The sequence below is a fragment of the Megasphaera hexanoica genome, assembly GCF_043520715.1.
In the GTDB taxonomy this organism is placed as follows: Bacteria; Bacillota; Negativicutes; order Veillonellales; family Megasphaeraceae; genus Megasphaera; species Megasphaera hexanoica.
In genome coordinates, this window is the sequence record NZ_CP171361.1 from 1,885,315 (window position 1) to 1,897,953 (window position 12,639).

Below are 12,639 nucleotides of genomic sequence, written 5' to 3' on the forward strand. Positions count from 1 at the left end.
CCATCGGTCGTGGGTCCTATATGCTGATTTTATTTGTGAAAATAATCGGTTCGACGAACCGGCTTCGACGAACGACCTACGGCCTACGATTTACGGCCTTTATCCCTCAATGACGTTTTCGGTAACTTCGGAGATGCGGATGAGCGCATCTTCCTGCAGTCCGGCCAGTGCTTCTGCTGCGCCGTAGACGGCGGTAGCATCGGCATTGCCCTTCAGATTCTTGAAGGTGATCTGACGGGTCTTTTCGTTGTCGTCGGCATCCCGGTAGGATACGACGAGTTTCAACTTATTGGATAAGTTACTACGTTCTGCCATTTTTGCCTCCTTTCCGGCCGCACGGCCGATGTCTTGTTTCCGCTGCCTCGCCGGCGGAACCATCATCTGCGGCGTCGTCGTCAGTCAGCGTAGCCCTGCTACGCCTCCTTCCATCCTCCTTGCATCTGACGGCCCCGCCGACGATTCAGGCGGGAAACCGCCCTCGGTCGTGGGTCCTAATTGCTGATTTTATTTGTATAAATTAGTCGGTTCGACGATCCGGCTTCGTCAAACTTCAAACATCAAACTTCAAACTGCCTTTTCTCTCCCTTCCCACTAACCACCAGCCGCTAACGGCGGCCCTTCCTACGCCGCTTTTCCTTCCAGCTGTCCCATGTACTGGATGATGCCCGTTGCGATGGCGTCGGCTGTCTGGCCTTTCCTGGCCTGATAACGCTGTATGTCGTCATCGTTGTCGATGAAGCAGACTTCTACGAGTACTGCCGGCATGGATGTGCTGTTGATGACCAGGAGGTTCATGTTTTCCTTGATGCCCCGGTCAGGCAATTCCAGAGCGGCACAGAGGTTCTGCTGTATGGCATGGCCTGCCATGACGCTGTGCGGGGTATAGCTCACAAAGGTCTCCGTGCCCGTGGCGTGCCTGTTGAAGGCGTTGAAATGGATGGACACGAAAAGGTCGGCCTGCCAGCGGTTGGCATTGCAGATGACGCCAAAGAGGTCGTCGTTCTGCTCGACGATATTGCGGATCCGGTGCTGGTCGAGGCGTTTCGAGATGAGCCAGGCCAGGTCCCGGGCCAGCTGGGCTTCTGTCAGAGCCAGATGGTCATTGACGGCTCCCGGGTCACGGAACATATCATGGCCGGGATTGAGGTAAACAAACATATTCGCTCTCCTTTCTTTGGGGAAATTCGACGCGCCTGCGCTCAGCAGGCTTGCGGGAACGCATATTGAGTGTCACTTCATCGCCGATGGCGATGCCCGTCACCGGCCGGGATGAAGCCGCCGGACAGGGACAGGTGGCACTGGTACGACAGGCCGCATAGGGCCTGAGCGATACCAGCATCTCGATAGCCTGACGCACGAAATAGACGATGCGTTCTTTGGGAAAATGTCGGATAAATGGATTCATAAGCATGTCTCCTTTCACTCTATAAGGGGGACGGATTTCGTCACTTGGCAACCAATCGGCCACACGGCAGGAAACTTCTTTCCCCTGCCTCACCCAATCTGGCACCATCTGCCGCGTCGTCGTCGGTCACCATAGCCCCGCTATGGCTCCCTCCATCCTCCTTGCAGCTGATGCCATCTCGTGCGATTCAGGATAGAAAGCGTTTCCCGTCGTGTGGCCTGTAATGCTATTTTTTGTAAAGATAGTTGGTTCGACGAACCGGCAGTGTAGCAAGCTACCCCTGCGAAGGACCGCTTCTCAGGGACGGCAAAGATACCCTGTCCGTCGAACCGGCTTCGTCAAACATCAAACATCAAACTTCAAACTGCCTTTTCTTCCCACTAACCACTAATCACTGACCGCGGTCCATCACAACTCCAGCCTTCCTTCCTCGTACCGTGCATAGCGCCGCTGCTCGTAATGGAGCAGGCGCAGGATGCGGATGATGTCGGCCTGCCATTTCCGGAGAGGCTGTTTCATCCGGTCGTACTCGCTCTGGCTGCGGTAGCCGTGCCCGCCGATGACGGGGCGGATGATGTAGCCATAGGCGGCATCGGGGATGAGGATGGCACCGCCGGCCCGCAAAAAGCACAGGCAGTCCGCCAGGTCCGTACTGACGAACATGGCGTGGAAGAAGAACCGTTCCCAGATGGCCGAGTCTCCGGGGTGGTATTGCCGGAAATCGTCCGTATATTCGCTGACCGGCCAGTCCTCCGGCTCTGCCACGGCTTCGACTTTCTCGATAAGTTTTATTGTCAATGTGCGGATATCCCTGTCGGCACGCAGCCGGGACTGGCGCCGGGTCATGGCCTCCAGTACGATGGCAAATGCCGACCGGGCCCGCTGTTGCAGATCCATAATAATGCTACTCCTAACGTGCCGCGGCGCCCGGCTTATTTACTATGCCTCACCGCCGGAACCATCATCTGCCGCGTCGTCGTCAGTCGCCATAGCGCCGCTATGACTCCTTCCATCCTCCTTGCATCTGACGGCCCCGTCGGCGATGCCTGACGTAAAACGCCGGCCGTCGCGGCACTATCTTGCTGATTTTTGTGTAAAAATAGTCGGTCCGTCAAACCGGCTTCGATGAACGACCAACGGCCCTTCGTAGCTCCACTACGCCTCCTTCTTCCGCCTTGCATCTGGTACCATCTCGTGCGATTCAGGATAGAAAGCGTCTCCTGTCGTGCGGCCTAATGCTGATTTTTGTGTAAAAATAGTCGGTCCGTCGAACCGGCTTCATCAAACATCAAACATCAAACTATCTCTTCCCACTAACCACCAGCCGCTAACGGCGGCTCTTCCCGCGCGGGCCAGTTCCCGTGACCGGGTTTGAGCGGGGGAGTCTCCAGCTCCCCGCTCTTCCCGTCCGGGACTGGCTGCCAATTTTGAGGGTGATACTGTCCATATCTATATATATGCCAATGTGGGCAGGTGTTTTGGGCAGGCATTTATTACGTTTCGATTTATCTTTTTCTTATATATACGTTTCCTTTTTTATTTCTTTCTAAATCCGTGCTTTCGTCTATGTACCGTTTAATGGAACTGCGGCTCATGCCCATTTTTTTCATCAGGTCACCTATATAGACTTCCTCCTTTTCCTCCATAATTTCATCAAATACTTCCCGCATGAGCTGCTGGTTGCTGAGGCATTTTTGTTTTTTTCCAGCCAGCATGTCTTCCCGTCCCCGGCCCAGGTTGTCCAGGTCTTCGTTATACGAGGCGATGAGGCCTGTGTAGTCGATGTGGTGGATGGGATAATCAAAGGTGATGTAAAAGGGCAGCGGCGGGGCGAATTCGCGCAGGATGGCCTCAATCCGGAAGGCCGGCGGAGCTCCGATAGGGCTTTTGACGTCGAGCATGTCGAGGATGGCGTCGGCGTCACGACTGAATACGCCTGAGCCCGATGCCCGGTCCTGTGCTTTTTTGACGGTCTGGCTGCCTTTGCTGTAGTGATGGCAATAGATGACAGCGCACTGTTTCACTGCCGCCAGTTTGTCCAGCTGGTTGCAGAACTGCCCCATGTCAAAGGCACTGTTTTCGTCGCCATTGGTGATTTTGTATATAGGGTCGAGGACGATGGCCATGTAGTCTTTCCCGGCTGTCCGGCGGACGATATCGCGGACCAGTTGTTCCATGGGGCGGGCATGACCGCGGCAGTTCCACAGGTCGATGGCGTCGTCATGGTCCCCGGCAAGGCCGAGGGCATTGTAGATCCGGCAGAACCGGTCAATACAGGACGCTCTATTTAATTCCAGATTGATATATAAAACATTGCCCCGGTGGCAGGGAAATTGTCCCAGCCAGGAGGTCCCTTCGGCTATGGCGATGCACAGTTCGATGAGGGCAAAGGATTTCCCCGCCTTGCTGGGCCCGGCAAGCATCATTTTATGGCCCTGCCGCAGGAGTCCGTCGATGAGTACCGGATCAAGAGGCGGCGGGTTGCGGCGCAGGCGGGACAGGTTTTCAATGGGCGTTTCCCCCTCTTTTTCATCGTCCAGCGCAGCCAGCCATTCCGTGTAGGACTGAAAGGGACTGTCATAGGGTATGAGGTACTGCCAGCTTTCGCCGCGGCGGATACCGGGCAGGCGCATGAGCCGCGCGGGGTTGCGGTTGGACACATCGACGTGATAGCCGTGTTCATGACAGGTCTTGTACAGGAAATCGACGCGCTGGCGGTACAGGTCATAATCCGTACCGGCATCGATATGTACGACGGCGTGCAGACTCTTCCCTCCACTGTAAACGAGCGCAGCCACGGGCAACTTCAGGCTGCATATCCGATCGAGCTGCTGCTGTAAAGTCTGGTCATCTGCTTCGGCCAGTACATAGGTAAATTCCCGCACGTTGCTGTTGCGCACTCCTTTTCCATCCAGCGGGTTGATGCGCACCCAGGCCCCGCCGCGGTAGTCGTAGTCCCCCAAGGCATAGCCCACGTCGTGGCTGGCTTCGAGGGCTTTGATGATGTGGCGCTGTTTCCGGCCATATACGCCCCGTCCTGCCGGCACGCAGCGGTCTTTCTGTTCCATGGACTTCATGACGTATCCCACGTAATCATCAGGCGAAAAAAGCCGTTCCAGAAAGTCCCGTATATCCTGACAGGGGTCCCATTGGGGCGGCGGCTCCGTGAGAGGCCGCCGGCTTTCCCGAGGACATGCGGCCGCCGGGGCGATGCGGATTGCCTGCGGCCCCGGGTCGATGTAGATGGCTTCGTCAAGGGAAATAGGGAGATTACCGCCCATTTCCCTGCCGTATCCCCGGTCCATGGCCATCTGCATGATGGTGCCGCCGGTCACGCAGGGCGTCCTCGTATTGGAAAAGGTCTGCCATTTCCGTTCGCATTCCCCGCTGTGATAGCGGGCCATGTCGCGGCGGCTCCAGCTGTCCCAGTCGCCGGCCGTACAGCCCTCGTATTTGAGGGCCATACCGACGTCGCACCATTCCTGATACGTACAGGATGCCGGGTCGATCCACGACAGGGCCTCCAGAAGGTCCTGCCGGTCAGAAGGCACGGCACTCGTCCTCTTCGGGGATGATATACCGGTCTATCTGATTATACAGGCGGTTCTTGTATTCCCGTGTCGAAATCCGCGCCCGTCCGCTGCGGCCGCGCAAGGCCGGCCAGTCGATTTTCAGGCGGTCCCCCACCCGGGCCAGTCCCAACGTCATGGCGAAACTCGATATCTTGAACAGCATTTTCCGGCAGAAATAAAACCGGTCGTGGACGATGGCATCACCGTCCGGCGTCTCTACGAGGAGTTCCACATCCATTTCATGACAGGCAGGGATTTTGTCACTGCCGTCAAAATAGGACCGGGTGATATTCTGTACCGTAAAGGGATATTCTCCCGGCTCCAGTTCGATATAGTCCTGTTTGACGATTTCGATCTCGTCATCCCAGGAAAAGACTTCCTTGCTTTCCATGTCACAGATTCTCCTTTCAAGATGTAAATTTTTTTGCATGATGCATTTGCACTTCCTGCAAACGAACTGATTTGAGCCTAGCACAAAATCCAGCATATGTCAAAAAAATGCAGATTAGAAAATAGGGAGAAAATTTTAATCTGCAGGCAGTTTATATAGAAAAACTCCCCTCAGGAACGATTATCCTGAAGGGAGTATGTATGATAATGCTTACTTGTAAAATGAACTAGTTTCTTCGTACGGGGCGGCTGGCACTGATGATCATGGCCCGTTCCCTTCTCAGCGGTGGTACGTATGACAGAGGCTGGAGAGCCAGCGGGCCAGGTCCAGGCGCATCTGGCCGTCTTTCAGCTGCCAGTGCCAGTTGCCTTCTACGGTCCCCGGCGTGTTCATCCGGCCCGATGACGGCAGGAACAGCAGGTCCTGGAAGGGCACGATGGCCGTTTCCGCCCGGCGGCTGTAGACGTATGCGATGAGGGCCGCCGTCACTTCGCTGGCCGTGGCATCATTAGACAGGTGCAGCATGAGGCACAGGCGCTGCTGCTGTTCTTCCGGCAGGGATTCGTACCAGCCCCGGGTAGTGTCATTGTCGTGAGTCCCCGTATAGGCGATGGAACACGGTTCCGTATCGAAGGACAGCCGGCCGTCAGACCGTTCTTTCAGATGGAACGGCAGGACCCGCATCCCCGGCAGGGAGAAATGGCTGCGCAGGCGGCATACGTCGTCGGTGATGATGCCCAGGTCTTCGGCGATGAGCCGCACCGGCCCCAGTTCCTGATAGACCCGGCGCAGGATGTCTTCTCCCGGTGCCGGTTTCCACTGCCCTTCCCGGGCCGTCCTGGCTCCGGCCGGGATAGACCAGTATGCGGAAAATCCGCGGAAATGGTCGATCCGCACTTCATCGACCAGGGACAGGGTGTGGCGGAAGCGCTGGACCCACCAGTCGTATCCGTCTTTTGCCATGGCCTGGTAATCGTAGAGGGGGTTGCCCCAGAGCTGGCCTTCGGCACTGAAATAGTCAGGCGGCACGCCGGCCACACTCCTGGGATTTCCTGCCTCATCGAGGTCGAACAGGTCCTGATGGGACCAGCAGTCGGCGCTGTCGTGGGCGACGAACATGGGGATATCCCCCAGGATAGAGACGCCGTTGTCATGGGCATAGGTGCACACGTCCTGCCACTGACGGTGTACGATGTACTGGAGGAAGCGGTAATGATCGACCGCACCGGCCAGTTCCTTCCGGTAGCGGGCACAGGCCGCATCTTCGTGGCGGGCAATGTCTTCCGGCCATTCGGTCCAGGCCTTTCCTTTGAAGAAGTCACGGACGGCACAAAACAGGGCGTAGTCATCGAGCCAGCTCTTATTTTTTCTGCAGAATGTGTCAAAAGGCTGCCAGGGAATGACCAGGTCCGGGTCGTGGGACATATCCCAGAGGGCGCGTTCCTTGCACTGCCAGGCTTCGTCCCAGGACGAGGTCCCCGCCGCTTCCTGGCGGTACTGGTCATAGCGTTCTCTTTTGAGCCAGCCTGCCCGGTACAGGAAATCGAGGGAAATGAGCCGTTCGTTCATGGCAAAGGCCGACCGCGAGTAATACGGCGAATCGCCGTCGAGAGGCGGTGTCAGCGGCAGGACCTGCCACAGGCTCTGGCCGGCGGTCTTGAGGAAATCGATGAAATGATAGGCTTGTTCCCCCAGGTCGCCACAGCCCCACGGCGACGGCAGGGACGTGGGATGCAGGAGGATGCCGGCCCGCCGTTTTCCCCCTTCTTGTCCGGCCAGGACGACGATGCTGAGTGGCGGCAGGGTCAGATCGAGGCGGCTGCCCGTCGTTTCCAGCGGTTCCATGTTGGGGATGAGGGCGTTGTACAATTTACCGTACAGCAGTCCGTCCGTATAGAGGCTGATGGAATGGACGGCCGTCGTGCTGCGGTTGATGGCGATGACAAACAGTCCGTCCCGGGCGGGCTTATCAAAGACATCGCGGCCGCCTTCGATGGACCGGCAATATACGTAGACGTCGCCCTTGCTGTACAGGGGGATGAACCGCCCCGTCTGCAGGGCATCGTGTTTGCGCCGCAGGGCTGTCAGCCGTTTCACCCAGCGCAGGAGGCTCATGTTTTCGTGGCCCCAGGGATAGGTACGGCGGTTATCTGGGTCTTTTCCCCCAGTGAGGCCGGCTTCGTCGCCATAGTAGATACAAGGCGCGCCCGGCATGGTCATCTGCCAGGCCATGAGCAGCTTCACCCGGCCCATGGCGACGGATTCGCCGCGCACATCGGCATCACTGCTCTGGCAGACCGTGAGGATCCGTTCGATGTCGTGGCTGCTGATGAGGTTGAGCATGGCATACCAGTTTTCCGGCGGATAGTTCTCCACCAGCTGCATGAGTTCCCGTCCCAGGCGGCCGCCGTCTTTCTGGCCCAGCACGAAGGCCACGGCCATGGCTCGGAGGGCGTAATTCATGGCACTGTCTATATCGTAGCCGCAGAGGTATTCCCGCTGCTCGCTGTAAGCAATCTTATTGGAGGCGTCTTCCCAGACTTCGCCGATGAGGACGGCATCGGGATTTTCTTCTTTGAGCGTATGATAGAAACTGCGCAAAAACGGCACGGGCAGTTCGTCGATGACGTCGAGGCGCCAGCCGCTGATGCCCTGGCCCAGCCAGTATTTGAGGACACTGTTTTCACTGCGGATGATGAAATCCATATAGGACGGCGTCGTTTCTTCTACGTCCGGCAGGTCCTTGACACCCCACCACGATTCATAGTCGTCGGGATAGTCCGTAAAGCGGTACCATTCATAGTACGGCGATTCTTTGGACTGATAGGCGCCCAGGGACGGATAATGGCCGAAGCGGTTAAAATAGATGCTGTCGGCGCCGGTATGGCTGAATACGCCGTCGAGGATGATGCGGATGCCCCGCTTGCGCGCTTTTTCGCACAGGGCAGAAAATTCGTCATTAGTCCCCAGGAAGGGGTCGATGCGGTGATAGTCTCCCGTGCCATAGCGGTGGTTGCTGCAGCTTTCAAAGACCGGGTTGAGATAGATGGCCGTAACGCCTAAATCTGCGAGGTAGTCGAGTTTCTTTCCGATGCCGGCCAGGTCGCCGCCAAAGAAATCGTACTGGACCACATCACCTGTTTCCGTATTCTTGCAGTAATAGGGCCGGTCGTCCCAGGAGCTGTGGATGACGGCACCGGGTTTGCCCGCCAGGTGCTGCCAGTCCATGCGGCCGCGGCAGAAGCGGTCGGGGAAAATCTGGTAGACGATGGCGTGTTTGAACCAGTCCGGCGTATGGGCGTTCTTGTCGTAGACGGTAATCTGGAACGCCGGCGGCACCGTGTCATAGAGGGCTCCCACGCCGCCGAGGTGGTCCTGGTTATTGCCGTAGTACAGGCGCTTGCCGTCCCATTCGACGATGAAATAATACCACAAGAGGCAGCCCTTCTGCGGTACCTGCCAGGTCGCGGCAAAGGTATCCCCTGCGGCTGTCATGGGGACGAGCGATTCCCCGGCATTGCTCTGCCAGAGCCGTACGGTGGCCTTACAAGAAGAGGCCGGCCGGCCGCTGACGGACAGGCGCAGGGTCAGCTCTGACCCGGACGGTACGGCGCCAAAGCGGGACCGGTAGTGGCTGTCGTGGGAATCATGATATAGGCGTAGTTCCATAGTCGTTCCTTTCTTTATCGCAAAACCCCTGCCGCAGCATGCCGGGCAGGGGTCCTTGGTGTCATTATCTGTCTAATACGGTGTGATACAGATCCGCATAGGCCTGGGCCGAGCGGTCCCATCCGTAATCGCTTTCCATGGCATTGCGGACGAGGTGTTCCCAGACGACGGGATCGGCGTAGTAGCTGAGGGCTCTCTTGACGGTAAACAGCAGTTCATGGGCATTGAAGTTCATGAATGTCAGGCCGTTGCCCTGATTCGTATACTTATCGAAGGGGATGACCGTATCCTTGAGTCCCCCCGTTTCCCGGACGACCGGCACGGCCCCGTATTTGAGAGCGATGAGCTGGCTCAGGCCGCATGGTTCGTAGCGGGACGGCATCATGAAGATGTCGGCGGCAGCATATACCTGATGGGCCAGGCCTTCGTTGAAGAGGATGTTGGCCGACACCTTGGTCGGATAGCGCCGGGCCAGATTGCGGAAGGCATCTTCGTAGGCCCAGTCGCCGGTGCCGACGATGACCAGCTGGATATCTTCTTCGATGAGTTCATCCATGATGCAGGTCACCAGATCCAGTCCCTTATCCGCTACCAGGCGGGTCACCATGGCGACGACGGGGATATTGCGGTTGACAGGAAGGCCCAGTTCCCGCTGCAGGGCTTCCTTGTTGATATGCTTCCTGGCCGGGAAGGTATCGGCCGTATAAGTCGCGGCGATATGCCTATCCGCCGCCGGGTTGTATTCATCTTCATCGAGGCCGTTGATGATGCCCGTGATGCGGTCCCGGGCCGAGCGGATATAGCCATCCAGACGTTCCCCGAAATAGGGATAGGTGATTTCCTGGGCATAGGTCTTGCTCACAGTCGTAATGTAGTCGGCATAGACCATGCCTGATTTCATGTAGTTGACGCAGCCATCACATTCCAGGTTGCCGTTGTCAAAGAGTTCCTGCGGCAGGCCGATGATGTCGCGCATGATGGATGGCGGGTAAATCCCCTGGTATTTGAGATTGTGGATGGTATAGATAATCTTCATGTGCTGGTAGAACGGGTCATGATAGAAATCTTCTTTCAGGAAGACGCCCATGAGGCCCGTATGCCAGTCGTTGCAGTGGATGATGTCCGGCTGGAATCCCACTTTGGGGAGCATGGTCAGGACGGCGCGGCAGAAATAGGCGAACCGTTCGTCGTCGTCATCAAACCCGTAGAGGCGGTCCCGCTTGAAATACCATTCGTTATCGATGAAGTAGACCGTGACGCCGTTCCAGTCGATTTCTTCTACGCCATAGTAGAGCTGGCGCCAGGCCAGGTTGACGATGCCGTGGGTGACCGGTTTCATCTGTGCCCGGAACGATTCGGCAATCTGGCTGTATTTGGGAATGACCAGACGCACATCCATCCCTTTGGATGCCAGTGCCTTCGGCAGCGCTCCCATGACATCTGCCAGGCCTCCGGTCTTGATAAAAGGAACGGCCTCGGAAGCCGCAAACAATACTTTTACCATCTGTATCACCTTCTTAGTACACTCTTAAAATTATGATCCCATCGTATGATGATTATGTCATTCAACTCTGTTTTTTCCTGGCTCTCTTCTTAGGGGAAGCCTTGCCTGTCCGGGATTTTCCCCGGGCCGGGGCGCGCCGTTTCTGTACGGTGCCGCTCATAGCAGCCGATACGGTGCGGTGAGCTTCTGCCGCCGAATCGAGTTCGATGTATATGGCTGCCAGCGGTGGCAGCGTCAGGGACAGGGACTGGTCCATGCCGTGCATGGAGATGTCTTCTGCCGTAAATTTTCCTTCATTGACCACGCCGGATCCGCCAAAGCGGCTGTCATCGCTGTTTAAGACTTCCACATAGGTGCCGGGCTGGGGCACGCCGAAGCGGTAATCGTGGCGCACGACAGGCGTGAAATTGCAGACGACGATGGTCAGGTCTTCCTTGTGGATCCCCTTGCGGAAGAAGGCGATGACGCTGTTGTCCCGGTCATCACAGCTGATCCAGGAAAAGCCGGACCAGTCGAAGTCTTCCTGCCAGAATTCGCAATGGGATGCATAGAATCCGTTCAGTTCCCGTACGTAGTCGTGCAGTTTGCGGTGCATGTCGTAATCGAGGAGATGCCAGTCCAGGCTGTCATCGTATTTCCATTCGATGAACTGGCCGAAATCGCCGCCCATGAACAGGAGCTTCTTGCCCGGATGAGACATCCAGTAGCCGTAAAAGGCCCGCAGGCCGGCAAATTTCTTCCAGTAATCGCCGGGCATCTTATCCAGGAGCGACCGTTTGCCGTGGACGACTTCATCGTGGGACAGGGGCAGGACGAAATTTTCCGAAAAGGCATAGCACAGGGAAAAGGTAATGAGGTTCTGATGGTCTTTGCGGAACAAGGGATCCATGGACATATAGCGCAGCATGTCGTTCATCCAGCCCATATTCCATTTATAATTGAATCCCAGTCCGCCCACTTCGATGGGTTTCGTCACCAGCGGCCAGGCCGACGATTCTTCGGCGATCATCAGGGCCTGGGGGACTTCGGCGAAGACGGCTTTATTGAGGCGGCGGATGAAATCGATGGCTTCCAGGTTTTCCCGGCCGCCGTATTTATTGGGCTGCCACTGGCCGTCGCTGTGGCCGTAGTCGAGGTACAGCATGTTGGCCACGGCATCGATGCGCAGGCCATCGACGTGGAACTCCTTCAGGAAAAAGAGGGCGCTGGAAATGAGGAAGGACTGCACTTCCGTGCGGCCATAATCGAAATTCATGGTGTCCCATTCCTTGTTTTCCGCCAGGATGGGATTGCCCGATTCGTAGCACGGTTCGCCATCAAAATATCGCAGGCCGTGGGCATCGCGGCAGAAATGGCCCGGTACCCAGTCTACGATGACGCCGATGCCGTTTTGGTGGCAGTGATCGACGAAATACATGAAGTCTTCCGGCCTGCCGTAGCGGCTGGTCACGGAGAAATAGCCCGTCCCCTGATAGCCCCAGGAGCCGTCAAAAGGATATTCGCACAGCGGCATGAGCTCGATATGGGTATAATGCATATCTTTCACGTAGTCTACCAGCTGGTCTGCCAGTTCCCGGTAGGTCAGCATATCGCCGTTTTCTCTGCGCCGCCACGAGCCCAGGTGGACTTCATAGGTCAGCATGGGCTGGGCGTATGAATCGTAGTCTTTGCGGCTGGCCATCCATTTCTTGTCTTTCCACGTATAATGGAGCTTGGTCAGCTTCGATGCCGTATCGGGCCGGACTTCCGACCAGAAGGCATAGGGGTCGCTTTTGAGGATGACATCGCCCGAAGCCGTCGTGATGGCGTATTTGTAGTTATCCCCTTCGGAAAGACCGGAAATATAGCAGGTCCAGATGCCGTTTCCCTTGTCGCTGCGCGTCATGGGGTCGGCCGTTTCATCCCATTCATTGAAATCGCCGACGACGCTGACGGCCTGTGCATGAGGTGCCCACACGGCAAAGCGCACGCAGGCTTTGCGCCGGTACGCCGTAAAATGCGCGCCAAAGAGGCGGTAACTGCTGTCGTTCGTTCCCTGATGATACAGATAGGTACTATAATCATCGATGGCACTGAGTTTCATCCGTGCACACCTCCT

At 56.8% G+C, this 12,639-nt stretch carries 10 protein-coding genes; 1 reads left to right on the forward strand and 9 read right to left on the reverse strand.

Annotated elements, in window-relative coordinates:
- Window positions 1–99: 99 nt before the first annotated feature.
- The 4 genes from ACGTIC_RS09310 to ACGTIC_RS09325 all read right to left on the reverse strand — a co-directional run bounded on the left by ACGTIC_RS09310 (window position 100) and on the right by ACGTIC_RS09325 (window position 2,302).
- A complete protein-coding gene (locus ACGTIC_RS09310; protein ID WP_059075785.1) occupies window positions 100–315 on the reverse strand; it encodes a DUF1659 domain-containing protein in 216 nt (71 codons plus the stop codon).
- Between the two features lie 306 nt (window positions 316–621).
- Window positions 622–1,158: an N-acetylmuramoyl-L-alanine amidase gene (locus ACGTIC_RS09315; protein ID WP_113855822.1), complete on the reverse strand. Its 537-nt coding sequence runs from the start codon at window positions 1,156–1,158 to the stop codon at window positions 622–624.
- A complete protein-coding gene (locus ACGTIC_RS09320) occupies window positions 1,130–1,405 on the reverse strand; it encodes a hypothetical protein (protein WP_059076623.1) in 276 nt (91 codons plus the stop codon). The genes ACGTIC_RS09315 and ACGTIC_RS09320 overlap by 29 nt, the downstream gene beginning before the upstream one ends.
- Before the next feature lie 408 nt (window positions 1,406–1,813).
- Entirely contained in the window at window positions 1,814–2,302 is a 489-nt protein-coding gene (locus tag ACGTIC_RS09325) for a hypothetical protein (RefSeq protein WP_113855821.1), read from the reverse strand.
- Here ACGTIC_RS09325 and ACGTIC_RS09330 point away from each other — a divergent pair.
- Window positions 2,291–2,455 (forward strand): hypothetical protein, encoded by a 165-nt coding sequence (locus ACGTIC_RS09330; RefSeq protein ID WP_162816243.1) that lies wholly within the window; start codon window positions 2,291–2,293, stop codon window positions 2,453–2,455. The genes ACGTIC_RS09325 and ACGTIC_RS09330 overlap by 12 nt on opposite strands.
- Before the next feature lie 455 nt (window positions 2,456–2,910).
- On the opposite strand, the gene ACGTIC_RS09335 is transcribed toward ACGTIC_RS09330, so the two are convergent.
- The 5 genes from ACGTIC_RS09335 to glgB all read right to left on the reverse strand — a co-directional run bounded on the left by ACGTIC_RS09335 (window position 2,911) and on the right by glgB (window position 12,624).
- Window positions 2,911–4,956 (reverse strand): AAA family ATPase, encoded by a 2,046-nt coding sequence (locus tag ACGTIC_RS09335; protein ID WP_113855819.1) that lies wholly within the window; start codon window positions 4,954–4,956, stop codon window positions 2,911–2,913.
- Complete coding sequence (locus tag ACGTIC_RS09340; protein WP_059076082.1) at window positions 4,946–5,368, reverse strand: hypothetical protein; 423 nt, start codon at window positions 5,366–5,368, stop codon at window positions 4,946–4,948. The genes ACGTIC_RS09335 and ACGTIC_RS09340 overlap by 11 nt, the downstream gene beginning before the upstream one ends.
- Window positions 5,369–5,647: 279 nt before the next feature.
- Window positions 5,648–9,037: a 4-alpha-glucanotransferase gene (gene malQ, locus ACGTIC_RS09345; protein ID WP_113855818.1), complete on the reverse strand. Its 3,390-nt coding sequence runs from the start codon at window positions 9,035–9,037 to the stop codon at window positions 5,648–5,650.
- Window positions 9,038–9,101: 64 nt separating this feature from the next.
- The gene (gene glgA / locus ACGTIC_RS09350) at window positions 9,102–10,541 is read right to left on the reverse strand and encodes a glycogen synthase GlgA (RefSeq protein ID WP_059075929.1); all 1,440 of its coding nucleotides are present in this window, start codon (window positions 10,539–10,541) and stop codon (window positions 9,102–9,104) included.
- 61 nt (window positions 10,542–10,602) lie between these two features.
- Entirely contained in the window at window positions 10,603–12,624 is a 2,022-nt protein-coding gene (gene glgB / locus ACGTIC_RS09355; protein ID WP_113855817.1) for a 1,4-alpha-glucan branching protein GlgB, read from the reverse strand.
- Between the last annotated feature and the right edge of the window lie 15 nt (window positions 12,625–12,639).